We start from the raw sequence: 16,456 nt of genomic DNA, 5'->3' as shown, positions 1-16,456 counted from the left end.
TTTCCATAGGGCTTTCCTATCAGCAACGTATGATTGCGGTATGCAGTTGCAGCAGCTCCAGTACTTCGTGGCGGTGGCCGAGACCCGGCACTTCACGCGGGCGGCGGAGGCCGTGCACGTGGCGCAGCCCTCGCTGTCGCAGCAGATCAAGGCGCTGGAGCGGGAGTTGGGCGCCGATCTCTTCCTGCGGGCGCGGGGCAACATCACGCTCACGGACGCCGGGGAGGCGCTGCTGCCGCTGGCCCGGCGCATCCTCGCCGACGCGGACACCGCCCGGTACGAGGTGCAGGAACTGGTGCAGTTGCGGCGGGGCCGGGTGCGGCTGGGGGCCACCCCGAGCCTGTGCACGGGTCTGCTGCCGGACGTGCTCCGCGCCTTCCACGACCGCTATCCCGGTATCCGCCTGCTGATCGAGGAGGGCGGCTCCCACGACCTGGTGCGGGGGCTGGCCCGGGGGGCGCTCGACCTGGCGCTGGTGGTCCTGCCGCTGCCGACCGCGTCCCCCGCGCTGACCACGGTGGAGCTGCTGCGGGAGGACCTGGTGGTGGTGTCGTCGCCGGAGGCGCCGGCGCCCGGGGCGGGGCGGCGGGCGGTGCGGATCGCCGATCTGGAGGGCGAGCGCATGGTGATGTTCCGGCACGGCTACGACCTGCGGGAACTGACCGTGGCGGCGTGCCGCGCGGAGGGCTTCGAGCCGGACTTCGCGGTGGAGGGCGGGGAGATGGACGCGGTGCTGGGCTTCGTCCGGGCGGGGCTCGGGGTGGCGGTGGTGCCGCGGATGGTGGCCACCCGCGCGGGGCGGGGGCTGCGGGTCACCCCGCTGGCCCGGCCGGGGCTGTACCGGACGATCGCGCTGGCCCACCGCAGCGACGTGGCACCGCCGCGCGCGGCCCGGGAGCTCCAGCGGATGCTGCTCGAACGCTGACCCCGCCGGGCCGGGCGGGCGGCGCGGGGCCCCGGCCCCCCCGGCGTGGCGGCGCCGTGGGGACCGGGTCCCGCGCGACCGGACGCCCCGGCCGCGCGGGACCCGGCGGTCAGGGCCCGCACGACCGGGCGGTCGGGCCCCGCGGGACCCGGTGGTCAGGCCGTCGCGTCGACCAGGGCCAGGTCGTGCAGCCGTTCCGGCGGGCCGGGACGGGCGTAGTACCAGCCCTGGGCCGTGTCACAGCCCAGGACCCGCAGTTGCTCGGCCTGCGCGCCGGTCTCGACGCCCTCCACGGTCACCGTGAGGTCCAGGCTGTGGGCGAGCGCCACGATCCCCTCGACGATCTTGAGGTCGACGGGGTCGGCCGGGAACCGCTGCATGCTCTGGGTGAAGGAGCGGTCCAGCTTGAGGATGCTCACCGGCAGCCGGCGCAGGTTGGCCAGGTTGGAGTAGCCGGTGCCGAAGTCGTCCAGGGCGATGTCGACGCCCATCTCGGCGAGCCGGCGCAGCGGCTTGAGCAGGTCGTCGTCGGCGCCGATCAGCGCCGACTCGGTCACCTCCAGGCAGAGCGCGTCGGGTTCGACGCCCGCCCGCTCCAGGATCTCCACGGTGTCCCGCACCAGCCCGGGGTGCGTGAGCTGGCAGGGCGAGAGGTTGACGTTGATGCGCAGCGGGGCGGGCGCCCCGCCGGTGCCGTACCGCTCCCGCCAGGTGCGGGCCTGGCGTACGGACTGCTCCAGCACCCAGCGCCCGAGCGGCACGATCAGTCCGGTGTGCTCGGCGAGCGGGATGAACCGGTCGGGGCCGAGCACCCCGTGCTGCGGGTGCAGCCAGCGCACCAGCGCCTCGGCGCCGCGCACCCCGCCGTCGCCGAGGTGCACCAGCGGCTGGTACTCGATGAAGAACTCGCCCCGCTCCAGCGCCGCCGGGAGCGCGGTGGTCAGTCCGTGCCGGGTGATGACCCGCGCGTCGGCCTCCGGGTCGGCCAGCTCGTAGCGGTTGCCGCCGGCCGACTTGGCCCGGTACATGGTGATGTCGGCGCTGCGCAGCACCTCCGCCGGGCTGCGCTCCCCCGCCGGTCCCTCGACGACGCCGATGCTGCCGCGCACGGTCAGCTCCCGGCCGTCGACGCTGATCGGCGCCAGCAGCGCGTTCATGATGCGGGTGGCGAGGGCGTCGACGCCGGGCCCGGTGTCGGGTCCGGCGGTGAGGGCGACGAACTCGTCGCCGCCGAGGCGGGCCACCATCTCGCCGGGCGCGGTGGCGCACGCCTGGAGCCGGTCGGCGACCTCGACCAGCAGCCGGTCGCCGGCCGCGTGGCCGAGGCTGTCGTTGACGGTCTTGAAACCGTCGAGGTCGAGGTAGCACAGGCCGAAGCGGTGGCCGGGGCCGGCCGCGAGGGCCTTCTCCAGGCGTTCGAAGAAGAAGCTGCGGTTGGGCAGGCCGGTCAGCGCGTCGTGCGTGGCCTCGTAGCGCAGCCGCAGGTTGAGCAGCCGGCGTTCGGTGGTGTCCTCCATCAGCGCGAGCTGGTACTGCGGGCTGCCGTCGGCGTCGCGCAGCAGGGAGACGGTGAGGTTGGTCCACAGGACGGTGCCGTCGGGCCGGTAGAAAGCCTTCTCCACGTGGTAATGCTCGCGTTCGCCGCGCACCAGCTCGTCGTGGAGCCGCCAGGTCTGCGGGGCGTCGTCGGGGTGGGTCCAGTCGCGGACCCGGCGGGCGCGCAGCCCCGTGTCGCTGAGGCCGAACATGCGGGTGAGCGCCCCGTTGACCTGGAGGATGTTGCCCTCCAGGTCGGCGATGCCGATGCCTATGGCCGCGCCCTCGAAGACCGCCCGGAAGCGGGCCTCGCTGGCGTGCAGCGCCTCGGCCACCACGCCCTGCGCCTTCAGCGCGGCCTGGGCGATCGCCTCCTGTTCGGCCAGGGTCCTCTCGCGCAGCGCGGCGGCGAACCCGGCCGCCACGGCGTGCTGCAACCGGGCCGAACGGGCCCGCAGGTGCTCGGGGTCGCCTTCCTCCGCGCAGTACAGCACCAGGTAGGCGTCGACGCAGTCCAGCGTGCGGGCGAGGGTGTCGGGGTCGGTGCAGTGGGCGTCGACGAGGGCGGCGCCGACCGCGCGGGCCTCGGGCGCGTCGAAGCCGCGGGCCCGCAGGACCTCGCGCAGCCGGCGGGCCAGCGGCAGCAGTTCCCGCTCGAACTCCGGCCGGGTGGACGAGGTGGAGGCCACCGGGTAGACCGCGCGGCTCCAGATCGTCGCGAACCGGCGCAGTCTGTCCTCCGGCCCGCCCGGCTCCGCGGTCATGCTGTACGCCCCACGCCGGCGAGGCCGGAGAACGCGTACGGGTCGTCGTCCTCCGCCGCCTCGGGCCGCCACCGCCCCATCGCCACCACTCCGGGCTCCACCATGTCGTACCCCTCGAAGAACCGCGCGACGTCCTCGCGCGAGCGCATGATCAGCGGGTTGCGGATGTCCCGGTACACGCCTGCGGCGCCGTCGCCGCGCGCGGCGAGCGACGGGGCACCGTCGAAGGAGGCGTGGGTGAGGACGAGCAGGCTGCCGGGGGCGAGCGCGTCGCGCAGCCCGGCGACGGCCGCGTACGGGTCGTCCGCGTCTTCCACGAAGTGCAGTACCGCGACGAGCAGGAGCGCCACCGGCCGGTTCAGGTCGAGGAGCCGCTCCACCGGGGCGCTGGAGAGGATCTCCGCGGGTTTGCGGAGGTCGGCGGCGACGACGTCCGCGTCCTCGTTCCCGGCCAGGACCGCCTGGCTGTGCGCGACGGCCACCGGGTCGTGGTCGACGTAGACCACGCGCGCGCCGGGCCGGCTGCGCTGGGCCACCTCGTGCACGTTGCCGAAGGTGGGGATGCCGGAGCCGATGTCGAGGAACTGGGCTATGCCCTCCTCCTCGGCGGCGTAGCGCACGGCCCGCCGTAAGAACGCCCGGTTGGCCCGCATGATCCCGGGAAGTCCCGGCAGGAACTCCATCGCCTTGCGGGCGGCTTCGCGGTCGACCTCGAAGTTGTGCGAACCGCCCAGGTAGAAGTCGTAGATGCGGGACACGCTCGGCACCGTGATGTCGATGCTCCGAGGGGCCCAGGCGGGACGCTCCATCCAGCTCTCCAAGGCATAGGCGATCCGGTGTTCGAGCCGAGGCTACTGATCGTCCGCCAAAGGGGCGAGCCCAAACGGAAATTGACCGTCCGTTCCCGGTCACTGCCCCCGGCACGTGCCCCGCGCCATCCTGGGGCAAGGCGTGGCAAAGGCATGTGAAACGGGCCGCCCCCGCCGCCGGTCGGCGGTGGGGGCGGCCCAAAGGTCGTACGCCCGGTGGTGCTGTGGTGCTGCCGCCCGCCTCGGACCTCCCTTCGCGTGGGCGGTGGTGTCGGGGCGGGCGCCGCGTCGGCCCCGGGGAGGGGAGCCGTCGTCCCGCTACGGAGCGCCGACCGGCTTTCCGTCCGGGGCGACGGCGTACCACGTGCCGCCGACACCCTGGCCGTTGGTGTCGCCGGGCTTCTCGTCACCGACGAAGGTGTAGATGGGCCAGCAGCTCACCGTCTGCTGGTTGGCGCCGTCGGGCCGGGTGAAGGTCATCAGGTTCTTCTTCACGACGCCCTTGGTGTCGCCCTCCTCGACGGGAGCGACGACCGGCCACTTCTCCAGGCACTCCCCGGTGCACGCCGAGACCGGCTTGGGCCACGCCTCGTCCTTCATGAAGCGGTAGACGGTCATGCCGTTCTTGTCGACGACGATCTCGCCCAGCTTCGGGTCCTTACGGGTGGAGAGCCCGGGGGCCTTGGCCTTCTTGCCGTCGGGGGCGAGCGCGAACCACTTGTCGTTGACGCCCTGGCCCTTGACGTCGCCGGCGGCGCCGTCCTTGGCGTAGCGGTACGCGGGCCAGCCGGCGATGGTGAGCTGCTTGGTGCCGTCGGCGCGGGTGACCTCGCCGAGCAGCGCCTTGTCGATGCCCTCGCCGGCGAGGGCGTCGTCGGCGGCGACGGGCGGCCAGGCGGTGGCGCAGTCGGCCTCGCACGTCGTCTTGGGCGGCTTGGCGGTGTCCTGGTCGAACCGGTAGAGGGTGTGGCCGGTGCCGTCGGTGACCAGCTTGCCGATCACGGCGTCCGTGGAGACGGACAGCTTTCCGGCGGGCACGGCCGGGCTCGCCTCGGCCGGCGCGCTCGCGCCGATCCCGGCGCCCGTGCCGATCTCGCCGACGTCGCCGGGGGCCGCCGTGGCGCCCACGCTCTGGGCGGCACCGCCGCCGTCCTGGCCGCAGGCCGTCGTCAGCGCCAGCACCGACACGGCGATCGCCGCGAGCGAGGCGCTCCGCCAGGAGGTCTTCATCGTCAATCCCCGATCATCGCAAAGGTGTTGCAGCGCCCTGCTGCGCCGCGGCACGACCCTGGGTACGCACACGGGTGCCGGTTGTGTTCAACTCCGGCGAGGATTTCTTTCGGCCCGCCGCGCTGCCGGGCCGCCGTCCGGTCGGGCCGCCGTCCCGGCGACCCGCCACTCGGCCGACCCGCCGCCCTGGCGACCCTGCCGATACGCGGGCGCCGCCCGCTGATGCGCCGGGCGCCCCCACTGATGCGCCGGGCGCCCGCGTCCCCCCGCGCGCCCCTCGTTCGTACGCGGGTACGAGGGACGTGGGTGCGGGTGTCGGTGCGGCGGGGTGGGCGGGCCGCAAACCGGGGGCGGGGCAGGTTCCCTCATTAGGGGCAATCGCCGGGTACTCCGGCGCGGCCCGGCCCGGCGCCCTCCATGATCTGCGTCGTGCCTGCACCCGAATCGCCCCGATCCCCCGCCGCCTTACGGGCGTTGACCCTGGTGACGCTGGTGTTCGCGTTCGCCGGCGCCCCCGCCGATCCGGCGCGGGCCGACGCCTGCGCGTGGGCCGTGACCGGCCCCGGCGGCACCGAGGCGGTGGCGGTCGCCGGGAGCCCCCCGTGGCCCGGTTTCCCGCCGTGCCCCGCGCCGACGCCGACGCCCACCCCGACTCCTCCTCCGCCACCTCCACCCCCACCCCCGCCGCCGCCTCCCCCGCCCGAACCGAAGCCGGTGCCTCCGAAGCCGGCGCCCGCACCGACGCCCACGCCCACGCCGCCGCCCGCGGCGAAACCGCCCGCGCCGCCCCGGCCCGTCCCGGAGCGGCCCGCCCCGCCCCGGACGGAGCCGCCTCCCCCGCCCGCGCCGCCAAGTCCGGCGCCGTCGTCCGTCCCGTCGGCCGCACCGGCGCCCCGCCCCTCGCTGACGCCGGTGCACTACCCGCGCCACCGGGCCGCCCCGGCGCCGCGGCGCTCCCCGCGCGGGGCCACCTCGCCCGTCGTCTTCGTCCTGCTCATCACGGTGCCCGCGGTGGTCGCCGTCGCCGCGCTGCGCGCCCGCTGACCCCTGGAGGAATCCGTGCCGGAATGGCTTGTTCTGACCCTCGCGATGCTGGCCGCCGGGGTTGTCGTCATCATCGTCACCCTGCTGCGGCAGCGCACCGCCTCCGACGACGAGGACATCACCGAGACCCCCGACGTCATCGAGTACATGACCATGTGGATCGGTGTCGTGTACGCCATCGTCCTGGGCCTGGCCATCGCCGGGGTCTGGGAGGCGCGCAGCGCCGCCGAGGACCACGTACAGGCAGAGGCCGTCGCGCTGCACGAGGTCTCCGAGCGGGTCCGGATCTATCCGCCCGAGGTCCGCGACCGCATCCGCGCGGATGTCGACGCCTATGTCGGACACGTGGTGACCACCGAGTGGAAGACCATGGCCGACGAGGACCGGCTGACCGAGCGCGGCACCGAACTCCTCGCCCGGGTCCGCGCGGACGTCACCGACTACGAGCCGAAGAACGACTTCGAGGCCCAGGCGTACCAGCCGCTCGTCGACCAGGTCGCCGCGGCGGACCAGGCACGCAACGCCCGTGCCGACGCGACCGGGGCCACCATGCCGGGGGTGGTGTGGTTCGGGCTGATCGTGGGCGCGGTCATCACCGTCGGGATGGTCTTCGCGCTCCAGATCCGGCGCACGGCCCGCGAACTCGTGCTCGCCGGGCTGTTCTCCGCGCTGATCGCCTTCCTGCTCTTCCTGATCTGGGACTTCGACGCGCCCTACAGCCGGGGCGTCGCCGCGACGACGGAGCCGTTCCTGAACCTGTTCCCGGGCGCCGGGGGCTGACCGGAGGGGGTGATCCGGCCGGACGGGGCGGGCCGCGTCCCCCGCGCGGCCCACCCGGTTGACCCGTTCGCGCGACTGGAATCGCGCCACCCGGCGTGTCTTCCTAGCGTTTCGGGCATCGAGGTGCTTTCCCGGCGCGAGCGGAAGAGGTCCGCGGCCACTCCTCGACCCCCGGAGGCTCACCATGCGCGCGCTACCCGTCGCCTCGGCCGCCCTGCTGGGCGCCGGCGTCCTCGCTTCCTGCGCCCCGGCCGCCGGAGCCGGCGGCGGCGTCACGCCGTTCGGCTTCAGCGTCCATCCGGCCACCGTCGCGCCCGGCGGGGAGGTCACCCTGCGCGTGGAACGCGACCGGGGCGGCTGCCGGGGCCGGGCGACGGTGGAGTCCCGGGTGTTCGACACGGTGACCATCCCGCGCACCGAGTCCTCGGCGAAGGCCGTGGTCTACCGGGACGCGCGGCCCGGAACGAGTTACGAGGTCACGTTCACCTGTGACGGCGCGCGCGGCACCACCCGGATCACGATCGCGGGCGGCGGCCACACCTATCCGCCGTCGCCGACGCACCACCCCAAGGGCGTGCACGCGGGCGAGGGCGGCAGCATCGCCGGCCTCGACCCGGCCCGGATCGGCCTGGGCGCGCTGCTCGTGGCGGGCTCGCTCGGCGCCGCCCACCGCCTCACCCGCCGCCGCTCCGCCGGGGACGGCTCCTGACGGCGCCCGGACCCGGACGGCGTTCGCCCGGACCCCTCGGGGAGGTCCGGGCGAAGCGCCGTGCGGGGCGGGGTGGGACGGACCGGCCGTGCGACACCGGTCCGCGTTCCGGAGGGAAGAAGCCCGCGGGCCCGCCTCCCCGGGGGCCGGGCCGTACGGGCCGGCGGCGGGGCTCAGATCCGCCGCTCGGCCCGGCGGCGCATCCAGAACAGGCCGGCGCCGGCGACGGCCGCGGTCACCAGTCCGCCGCCGATCGCCATGTCGGCGGGCGTCGCGCCGGTGATGCTGCTGCCGCCCAGACCGCCGCGGACCCCGCCGATGACGGTGAAGGCGGCCGGCCGGGTCAGCCGCCGGCCCGAGCAGTTGACAGTGATGTCGTACGAGCCCGGACGGGCGTCCTCGTCGATGGTGGCGGTGCCCCGGGAGGTCTCGTTGGCGCCCCGGACCGGCGTCAGATGGGTGGTCCGGAAGGCGTCCGAGGTCATCGTGCCGCCCTGCGGGCAGCCGTCCACGGTGACGGTGAGCTGGCCGCCGCGGGCGATGACGCTGGGCAGCGCCACGATGTTGCTCGGGGTGTCGTGGTGGTCGCCGCCGGCGGTGGCCGTGGGTGCCGCCAGCCCGAGGACGGCGACCGCGGCTCCGGCAGCCGCCAGGGCACGAGTCTTGCGCATGTGATCCTCCGCGAAAGACGCCCCGGGACCCGTCCCCGGTCGATCGGCGAGTAAGCGTCTTCGGCAAAACCCTCAGTTCCCGGGCACCGCACCGCATGTCGGCGCTGGTCCGTCCTGGTGAGCGGCGTTCCGGGCGGGCACCGCGCCGCCGGTCATCACCGCAGGTCACACACTGTCACCCGCGTCCGGCCGGGGGAAATCCCGTGGCCTGCGCGGAAGAGGGGGCACGCCACCCGTTCGCATCCGCCCCCGTCGCCGCCCGGGTGCGCCGCGCTTAGCGTTCTCGTATGCGCGAACGCCCCGGCGACGGCCGGGTCGAGAGGGGATGGCGAATGTCTGCGTCGGAGCTGGCCGAAGAGGAGGAGCGGCGGCGCAAGCGCGCCCCCTGGGGCGTAATAGCGCTGGTCCTGCTGACCGGCCTCGCGCTCATCCGCAACGGCTCCGGGGAGTTCGACGAGGGCCCGCCGCAGCCCGCCTCCGCGGCGGCCTCGGACACCCGCGCCGCCGAGGCCCTGCTCCCCGCCGCGGGGCCCGCCCCGCTGCCGTACGGGCTCCCCGACCGGGTCACCATCCCCGCCATCCAGGTCGACGCGCCGGTCATGCCGGTCGGTCTGGACGCCGACGGCTGGGTGGACGCCCCGCCGCCGGAGGACCCGAACCTGGCGGGCTGGTTCTCGGGCGCCGTCACCCCCGGCGAGAAGGGCACCTCGGTCGTCGTCGGCCACGTCGACAACAAGCAGGGCCCCGCCGTCTTCTACGGCCTCGGGGCCCTCAAGAAGGGGAACCGCGTCGAGGTCTCCCGGCAGGACGGGAAGACCGCGGTGTTCGAGATCTACGGCATCGAGGTGTTCGCCAAGGACGACTTCCCCGGCGACCGGGTCTACGCCTCCAAGGGCGCCCCGGAGCTGCGGGTGATCACCTGCGGCGGCGGCTTCTCCCAGCAGAACGGCTACGAGGGCAACGTCGTCGCCTTCGCCCGCCTGGTCGAGGTCCGCTGAGCGGTCCGGCCGGACGGGCGGGCGGGCGGCGGGTCAGGTGAACTGCCGTCGGGGCACGGTGAGGTGGTAGCCGGAGTCGAGCAGGCGCGGCAGGTAGGAGCGCAGGGCGTCGACGCTCTGCGAACGGTCGCCCCCGGCGTCGTGCGAGAGCACCACGACGCCGGGGGCGGCGCCTTTCTCGATCCGCTCGATGATGGTGCCGGTGCCGGGGGTGGTCCAGTCGAGGCTGTCCACGGTCCAGGCCAGCGGCTCCATGCCGAGGTCGGCGCCGAGCTGGAAGACGGAGCGGTTCCACGCCCCGTAGGGCGCCCGGAACCACTGGGGGCGCTTCCCGTAGACCTTCTCGACGATCTCGCTGGTGCGTTCCATCTCGGAGCGGATGCGTCCGTGCCGCAGGCTGGTCAGGAGCGGGTGGGTCCAGGTGTGGTTGCCGACGATGTGACCGTCCTCGGCCATCCGCGCCACCAGGGCGGGGTGCGCCTCGGCCATCTCCCCGCAGACGAAGAAGGTGGCGCGGACCTCGTACTCGGCCAGCGTGTCCAGGATCTGGGGGGTGTAGCGGGGGTGGGGGCCGTCGTCGAAGGTGAGCAGCATGGTGCGCCCGCGGCCGGTCATGCTCAGCAGGGGTTCGCTGCGCACCGGGGGGCGGTGGGGCGCGGGCCGGGGGGCGCCGTAGCCGGTGAGGGGGTCGAGCCGGTAGGCGGAGGGCTTCAGGGGGCGGGACGGCACGGTGCCCGGGGCGGGTGCGGAGACGGGCGGCCGGGCGGGCGGCGCTCCCCGGCCCAGCGCGAGCGCCCCGGCGGTGCCGGCGGCCGTCACCGCCGCCGCGCCGGCGAGGAGCGCCCGGCGCCGTGTGAGCAACTGGTCCTTCGTCATGTCTCATGACTCGCCCGGGGGGACACCGGCGCACCTGAGCAACACCGGGGCGGCGGTGCGATTCCACCCGCCCGGCCGAGCGGCCGGACCCGCGCCGGCGCGCGCGAGGGGGCTCGGGGCGGTCGGCGCGAGCCGGTGCGGAGATCCCGTGCCGGGTGCGGGGAACGTCTTTCGCGCTCGGCCACTCTGCGCCATCCTGATCCCCCGTCAGCCGTTTGCCGACCACGAAGAGGTGAGGCGCATGGCCCGGCTCCGCATGGGCGAGGGCATCCTGCGGCGCAAACCCATCGAGAGCATCGAGGAGACGGAGGCGGGCGAGGGCACCGGACTGGTGCGTTCGCTCGGGCTGTGGCAGCTCACCGCGATCGGCGTGGGCGGCATCATCGGGGCGGGCATCTTCACCCTGGCCGGGACGGTCGCCAACGGCACCGCGGGTCCGGCGGTCCTGGTCTCGTTCCTGATCGCGGGTGCGGCGAGCGCGGCGGCGGCGCTGTCGTACGCGGAGTTCGCCGGGATGATCCCGAAGGCCGGTTCGGCCTACACGTACGGCTATGTGGTGCTCGGCGAGTTCGCGGGCTGGTTCATCGGCTGGGACCTGCTGCTGGAGTACACCGCGATCGTGGCGGTGGTCGCCATCGGCATCTCCGGCTACTTCGGCTTCCTGGTCGGCGAGATGGGCGTGGACCTGCCGCGGTGGATGCTGGGCGCCCCGGGCACCGGCGAGGGGCACCGGGTCGACCTGTTCGCGGCGGTGCTCTGCCTGCTGATCGCGTATCTGCTGACCCTCGGCATCCGCAACGCGGCACGGTTCGAGATGGTCGTGGTCGTGCTCAAGGTGCTGGTGGTGCTGCTGGTGATCGCGGTGGGCGTCTTCCACATCGACACCTCGCACTACGACCCGTTCTTCCCCTACGGGGTCGGCGGGGCGTTCACGGGCGCGGCGACGGTGTTCTTCGCCGTCTTCGGCTACGACGCCATGTCGACGGCGGCCGAGGAGTCCAAGGACGCGCAGCGGCACATGCCGAAGGCGATCATCTACTCGCTGGTGATCTCGATGGTGCTGTACGTGGCGGCCTGCCTGGTGCTGACGGGCATGCAGGACTACCGGAGCATCGACAAGGAGAGCGGCTTCTCGACGGCGTTCAAGTCGGTGGGGCTGGGCGGTCTCGCCGACGTCATCGCGGTGGGCGCCATCATCGGCATCCTGACGGTGATGTTCACCTTCATGCTGGGCGTGACCCGGGTGTGGTTCAGCATGAGCCGGGACGGGCTGCTGCCCAGGTGGTTCGCCAAGACGCACCCGACGCGGCACGTGCCGACCCGGGTCACCTGGATCGTGGGGGCGGCGTCGGCACTGATCGCCGGTTTCCTGCCGATCGGCGAGGCGGCCGAGCTGACCAACATCGGCATCCTGCTCGCCTTCGTGGTGGTGTGCACGGCGGTGATCGTGCTGCGCTACCGGCGGCCGGACCTGCCGCGGTCCTTCCGTACCCCGTGGATGCCGGTGGTGCCGGCGCTGGGGGTGGTCTTCTCGGTCTGGCTGATCACCTTCCTCCAGTGGCAGACGTGGGTGCGGTTCGCCGTCTGGTTCGCCCTCGGTGTGGTGATCTACTTCGCCTACTCCTACCGGCGCTCCGAACTGGCGCGTTCCCAGCGGGCGGCGGACGGTTCCGGCCGCGGCTGACGTCTTCCCCGCCGGGTGGGCCGGCCGGGCCGGTCACCGCGCCATCACGAGTCCGTCGCGCGCCGCGCCCCGGGCGAGCACCACGTCGCGGACGCGGTCGCGCACGGCGCGCACGTCGGCGCCCTCGTCCAGGACGCGGTTGAGGTCCACCACCCGGCCGGCGTCCACGTCGAAGAGGAGCGGGAGGAACTCGGCCCTGGTCACCCGCCAGCGCTCCCCCGGCTTCCCGGGCGGGGCGAAGGTGAAGCGGGCGAGGGAGGACTGGTTGGCGCGCGGGTCGCGCCGCCCCCGGTCGTCGGCCGTCTCGCCGGCGATCTGGTCGCCCATGCCGTAGACCACCCAGGTGCCGTTGACCTTCTCGTACGCCTGCGGGACGTGGGCGTGGGTGCCGAGGATCAGGTCGACGGCGGGGAGCGTGCCGGAGCGGGCCGCGGTGAGGGAGCGGGCGAGGGCGGCCTGCCGCTCGTCGGGCTCGTCCTGCCACTCGGTGCCCCAGTGGAGGGAGACGACCACGACGTCGGCTCCGGCGGCGCGGGCGGCCCGCGCGTCCTCGATGATCCGCGCCTCGTCGAGGAGGCCGACGGCCCAGGGCCGGCCCGGTGGCAGGGGGTGACCGTCGGTGTGCGTGGTGTAGGAGAGGTGGGCGACCTGGGCGGTGCCCGCGTGCAGGACGCCGGCGGTGTGGGCCTCGGCCTCGGTGCGGGCGGTGCCGGCGTGCCGGATGCCGGCCCGGTCGAGGGCGTCCAGGGTGCGGGCGATGCCCTCGGCGCCGTCGTCGAGGCTGTGGCCGGAGGCGGTGGCACAGCCGTCGTAGCCGGTGGCGGCGAGCGCCTCGGCCATCTGCGGCGGGGAGCCGAAGGCCGGGCGGCCCGCGTGGTCGCCGTCGGCGCCGTACACGGTGTCCAGGTGGCACAGGGCGAGGTCGGCGGCGGCGACGACGGGCCGGACGCCGGCGAGCATGGGGCGGAAGTCGTGGCCGGTGCCGCCCGCGTCGAAGCGGGCCCGTTCGAGGACCGAGTCGTGCGGCAGGACGTCGCCGGTGGCGACCAGGGTGAAGGCGCCGGTGTCCGCGGCGGGCGGTGCGGGGCGGGCGTCGGGCTGGTGTCCGCGCGCCTGGCAGGCGGCACCGGCGGCGAGGAGGGCGGTCAGGGCCAGGGCCACCTGGCGGCTGCGTGTGATCATCCGTTCACTCCGCTGTGGTCGGACTCACCGAAAACTAGTCACATTTACGCACGAACAGGTAAGGAGGCTCCCGCCGTCACCGGCGGTACCGACACGCTCATTAGCCCGACCGGCGTGCGCGAACGGGGTGCGCCGACCGTTCGTCGAACCGTTCGTCGACGCGATCGACCGTCCGTCGCACGCCGCTGCGCGCGCCCTGTCCCCGGAGGGCACCCTGCGATGCCATACGGCCATGACGGCCGGAATCACCCTCCCCACCCTGACCACCGCCGAGCACGAGCTCGCCGCCCTCCAGCGCGAGCACGGCCGGCCGCTCTTCGCGCTGCTGCTGCGGCTCTGCGACGGAGACCGGCAGCGCGCCGAGGATCTCGTGCAGGAGACCCTGGTCCGCGCCTGGCAGCACCCCGAGGCCCTGCGCGCCGACGACTTCGACTCCGTACGGCCCTGGCTGCTCACCGTCGCCCGGCGCCTCGCCATCGACGCGCGCCGGGCCCGGCAGGCGCGGCCCGCCGAGGTCGGCGACGCGGTGCTGGAGAACGCCCGGGTCTCGGCCGACCACGCCGAACGGGCCGCCGCCGCCCTCGACGTACGCCGGGCTGTGAAGACCCTCACTCCGCGCCACCGTGAAGTCCTGGTGCTCGTGTACTTCCAGGGGGCGAGTGTGGCGGAGGCCGCGGCGACCCTCGGCATCCCGCCCGGTACCGTGAAGTCCCGCGCGTACTACGCGCTGCGCGCCCTGCGCCGGGTGCTGCCGGGATACGCCGCCGACCTGCGGTGAAACCGACTGCCGGGTCAAGCCTCCGTAAAGCGCCTTGCCTGGGACCCCGGTTGGGTAATCGGCTGTCCTCGTCCGTGTCCGGACGGGGCCCACGCCCCCGTCGGGCGACGCGCGCACCGGAGGAGGGCAGGAAGGGATGCTGCACAGAGGTCACGAGGGCACGGAGGGGCCGGACGGGGACGAACTCACCGTCCCCATGGCCTGGTTGTACGCCGAGTACATCGCCGACGAACTGCTGCGCACCGGGGATCTGATGCCGCCGACGTCCTTCGAGTTCCGGGCGGGACGGGACGCGCTGGCGCTGACCGTCTTCCTCTCCGGCAGCGACGAGGACCTGTGCGGCATCCGGGTCGTCACCCGGCTGGAGACCTGGCTCGACCTGACCGCCTACGACCAGCCCTGGCACACCTGGGTGGACCGGCGCCTGGCCGAGGCCGAGGCCGCTACCCCGGCGGGCGGGCGGACCGCACCCGATCTCGCCCTGGCCCGCGCCGCCTGGCGCTGGCTGCGGGAGACCGAGCTGCTCGCCCCGGACCTGAACGCGGTACCCGGCGGGATGCCGGCCACCGGCGAGGACGACGGCCCGAAGGTGTGGACCCCGGCCTGGCGCCTGGGACTCCCCCTCGGCCACCTCGCCATCCACCTCTTCTAGACACCACGCCTTCCGGGAGACCGGCGTCTTCCGGGGACCGGTGCGGCGGTTTTCGGTCTCCTCGGGCCCGCGGCCGTCGTCCGCCGGACATTTCCTCGACCGGCGACCAATCCGCGGAGCGAACCGCTCCGAAGGTCTTGATTACCGTCTGGTTTCGATTCGGTACGTGGCTTGAGTGATTCGGAGGTGCGCTGCGTACGGGTGGGAGCACGGAGTAACCCCACCCGCACCCAACGGCACGAGGATTCGGCATGAGGTCCCTGGAAAGGCATCGCGACGTCGGCGCCTACGCGCTCGGCGTGCTGGACGAGGCGGAAGCGTTCCGTTTCGAGGACCACCTCATGGAGTGCCCCCGGTGCGCCGCGCAGGTGACCGAGTTCGGCCCGGCCGCACGGCAGTTGATGCTGTTCCGGGAGGCCACGCCGCGGCTCGTGCCGCCGCTGGCCCGGCCCGCGCCGAGGATGCTGGACCGGCTGGTGGCCGCGGTGGCGGCCCGCCGCCGGGCCGGACGGCGGCGGATGCTGTACGTCGTGGCCGCCGCGGTGGTGTGCGCCGTGGCCGGCCCGGCCGTGGTGCTCTTCGCCGCCCCGGCCGGCGATCCGGAGGTGCGCTTCGCGGCGACGGACGAGCGGACCGGCGTGTGGGCGCGGCTGACCACCGAGGACCGGGCCTGGGGCACCGACGTGGAGATCGAGGTCAAGGACGCGGCGGGGCCGCGCACCTGCCGGCTGATCGCGATCGGCGGCGACGGCTCGGAACAGACGGTGGCCAGTTGGAGCGTCCCCGACCACGACGCCCGGCCCAACACCCTGCGCGGCGGGGCGGCGCTGCACCCCCGCGACATCGTCCGCTACGAGGTGCGCACGGCGGAGGGCGACCGGCTGGTGACGCTGGACCCGAAGGCGACGGACGGGCCGTGATCCCGGGTCCGCCCGCTACTTGATGAGCCGGGAGAGCCGCCGGTCGGCGAGCGGCCGGCCGCCGGTCTGGCAGGTGGGGCAGTACTGGAGGGAGGAGTCGCTGAAGGAGACCTCCCGGATGGTGTCCCCGCAGACCGGGCAGGGCTCGCCGGTGCGGCCGTGGACCCGCAGCCCGCTCTTCTTCTCGGCCTTCAGCCGCCCCGCCGCCAGGCCCCGGGAGCGCTCGACCGCCTCGGTGAGCGTGGTGCGCAGGGCCGTGTGGAGGCGGGTGGTCTCCTCCGGGGTGAGGGAGGCGGCCAGTTTGAACGGGGACATCCTCGCGGCGTGCAGGATCTCGTCGCTGTAGGCGTTGCCGATGCCCGCGATCAGGCTCTGGTCGCGCAGGGCGCCCTTGAGCTGCCGGCGCTCGTCCCGCAGCAGGGCGGCGAAGCGGGCCTCGTCGAAGTCGTCGGCGAGCGGGTCGGGGCCGAGCCGGGCGACGCCGGGCACCAGCGTCGGGTCGGTGACGACGTACACGGCGAGCCGCTTCTGGGTGCCGGCCTCCGTCAGGTCGAAGCCCGCGCCGGTCTCCAGGGCGACGCGCAGGGCGAGGGGGCCCTTGCCGGGGCGGGGCACGCCGTCGGGCAGGGGGTCCTTCCAGCGCAGCCAGCCGGCGCGGGCCAGGTGGGTCACCAGGTGCGGGCCGCCCTCGGTCGCCACGTCGAGGAACTTGCCGTACCGCTGGACGGCGGTGACCCGGCGCCCCTCCAGGGCGGCGGGCGCGGGGTCGTACGTCTTCAGGACGCTGATCGCCACGGGCAGCACCCGGACGATCTCACGCCCGGTGAGGTGCTCGGTCAGGAAGTCCCTGAGCGCCTCGACCTCGGGCAGTTCGGGCATGGCTCCAGGGTGCCACCCC

16 protein-coding genes are annotated in these 16,456 nt (G+C 74.3%); 9 read left to right on the top strand and 7 right to left on the bottom strand.

Annotated features, from left to right (window positions below):
• Positions 1-40 precede the first annotated feature (40 nt).
• On the top strand, positions 41-925 hold the full coding sequence (locus J5Y05_RS06015) for a LysR family transcriptional regulator (protein WP_210868816.1): 885 nt from the start codon (positions 41-43) through the stop codon (positions 923-925).
• Between the two features lie 155 nt (positions 926-1,080).
• On the opposite strand, the gene J5Y05_RS06010 is transcribed toward J5Y05_RS06015, so the two are convergent.
• From J5Y05_RS06010 to J5Y05_RS06000, 3 genes are all read right to left on the bottom strand, one after another.
• Complete coding sequence (locus J5Y05_RS06010) at positions 1,081-3,225, bottom strand: putative bifunctional diguanylate cyclase/phosphodiesterase (RefSeq protein WP_210868814.1); 2,145 nt, start codon at positions 3,223-3,225, stop codon at positions 1,081-1,083.
• Positions 3,222-4,034 (bottom strand): SAM-dependent methyltransferase, encoded by an 813-nt coding sequence (locus tag J5Y05_RS06005; protein ID WP_210868812.1) that lies wholly within the window; start codon positions 4,032-4,034, stop codon positions 3,222-3,224. Before J5Y05_RS06005 ends, J5Y05_RS06010 begins: the two co-directional genes overlap by 4 nt.
• 318 nt (positions 4,035-4,352) lie before the next feature.
• A complete protein-coding gene (locus tag J5Y05_RS06000; RefSeq protein WP_210869738.1) occupies positions 4,353-5,264 on the bottom strand; it encodes an SCO0930 family lipoprotein in 912 nt (303 codons plus the stop codon).
• A gap of 912 nt (positions 5,265-6,176) precedes the next feature.
• Here J5Y05_RS06000 and J5Y05_RS32165 point away from each other — a divergent pair.
• The 3 genes from J5Y05_RS32165 (at position 6,177) to J5Y05_RS05985 (ending at position 7,797) form a co-directional block, all read left to right on the top strand.
• On the top strand, positions 6,177-6,308 hold the full coding sequence (locus J5Y05_RS32165) for a hypothetical protein (protein WP_281730664.1): 132 nt from the start codon (positions 6,177-6,179) through the stop codon (positions 6,306-6,308).
• A 15-nt stretch (positions 6,309-6,323) separates the two neighbouring features.
• Positions 6,324-7,088, top strand: coding sequence for a bestrophin-like domain (locus J5Y05_RS05990; RefSeq protein WP_210868808.1), 765 nt, complete (start codon positions 6,324-6,326; stop codon positions 7,086-7,088).
• Between the two features lie 184 nt (positions 7,089-7,272).
• Positions 7,273-7,797, top strand: coding sequence for a hypothetical protein (locus J5Y05_RS05985; RefSeq protein ID WP_210868806.1), 525 nt, complete (start codon positions 7,273-7,275; stop codon positions 7,795-7,797).
• Positions 7,798-7,970: 173 nt separating this feature from the next.
• Here the strand turns inward: J5Y05_RS05985 and J5Y05_RS05980 are convergent, their stop codons facing one another.
• Complete coding sequence (locus J5Y05_RS05980) at positions 7,971-8,468, bottom strand: hypothetical protein (protein WP_210868804.1); 498 nt, start codon at positions 8,466-8,468, stop codon at positions 7,971-7,973.
• A 332-nt stretch (positions 8,469-8,800) separates the two neighbouring features.
• On the opposite strand from J5Y05_RS05980, the gene J5Y05_RS05975 reads away from it, so the two are divergent.
• Positions 8,801-9,466, top strand: coding sequence for a class F sortase (locus J5Y05_RS05975; RefSeq protein WP_210868802.1), 666 nt, complete (start codon positions 8,801-8,803; stop codon positions 9,464-9,466).
• Between the two features lie 33 nt (positions 9,467-9,499).
• On the opposite strand, the gene J5Y05_RS05970 is transcribed toward J5Y05_RS05975, so the two are convergent.
• Positions 9,500-10,342, bottom strand: a complete 843-nt coding sequence (locus J5Y05_RS05970; protein ID WP_210868800.1) for a polysaccharide deacetylase family protein — start codon at positions 10,340-10,342, stop codon at positions 9,500-9,502.
• Between the two features lie 241 nt (positions 10,343-10,583).
• Here J5Y05_RS05970 and J5Y05_RS05965 point away from each other — a divergent pair, with 241 nt between their 5' ends.
• Positions 10,584-12,026 carry an amino acid permease gene (locus J5Y05_RS05965; RefSeq protein ID WP_210868799.1) on the top strand — a complete coding sequence of 481 codons (1,443 nt, stop codon included), beginning with the start codon at positions 10,584-10,586 and terminating at the stop codon, positions 12,024-12,026.
• A gap of 33 nt (positions 12,027-12,059) precedes the next feature.
• On the opposite strand, the gene J5Y05_RS05960 is transcribed toward J5Y05_RS05965, so the two are convergent.
• On the bottom strand, positions 12,060-13,208 hold the full coding sequence (locus tag J5Y05_RS05960; RefSeq protein ID WP_210868797.1) for a CapA family protein: 1,149 nt from the start codon (positions 13,206-13,208) through the stop codon (positions 12,060-12,062).
• Positions 13,209-13,440: 232 nt separating this feature from the next.
• Here J5Y05_RS05960 and J5Y05_RS05955 point away from each other — a divergent pair, with 232 nt between their 5' ends.
• From J5Y05_RS05955 to J5Y05_RS05945, 3 genes are all read left to right on the top strand, one after another.
• Positions 13,441-13,986 (top strand): sigma-70 family RNA polymerase sigma factor, encoded by a 546-nt coding sequence (locus J5Y05_RS05955; protein ID WP_210868795.1) that lies wholly within the window; start codon positions 13,441-13,443, stop codon positions 13,984-13,986.
• Positions 13,987-14,122: 136 nt separating this feature from the next.
• A complete protein-coding gene (locus J5Y05_RS05950; RefSeq protein WP_210868793.1) occupies positions 14,123-14,638 on the top strand; it encodes a hypothetical protein in 516 nt (171 codons plus the stop codon).
• 251 nt (positions 14,639-14,889) lie between these two features.
• The gene (locus J5Y05_RS05945; RefSeq protein WP_210868791.1) at positions 14,890-15,558 is read left to right on the top strand and encodes a zf-HC2 domain-containing protein; all 669 of its coding nucleotides are present in this window, start codon (positions 14,890-14,892) and stop codon (positions 15,556-15,558) included.
• A gap of 15 nt (positions 15,559-15,573) precedes the next feature.
• Here the strand turns inward: J5Y05_RS05945 and J5Y05_RS05940 are convergent, their stop codons facing one another.
• Positions 15,574-16,437: an Fpg/Nei family DNA glycosylase gene (locus J5Y05_RS05940; RefSeq protein ID WP_210868789.1), complete on the bottom strand. Its 864-nt coding sequence runs from the start codon at positions 16,435-16,437 to the stop codon at positions 15,574-15,576.
• Between the last annotated feature and the right edge of the window lie 19 nt (positions 16,438-16,456).

The sequence above is a fragment of the Streptomyces tagetis genome, from assembly GCF_018069565.1.
Classification (GTDB): Bacteria; Actinomycetota; Actinomycetes; order Streptomycetales; family Streptomycetaceae; genus Streptomyces; species Streptomyces tagetis.
The sequence above is the reverse complement of the archived record's forward strand: the minus strand, read 5'-3'. Positions and strand labels throughout refer to the sequence as shown.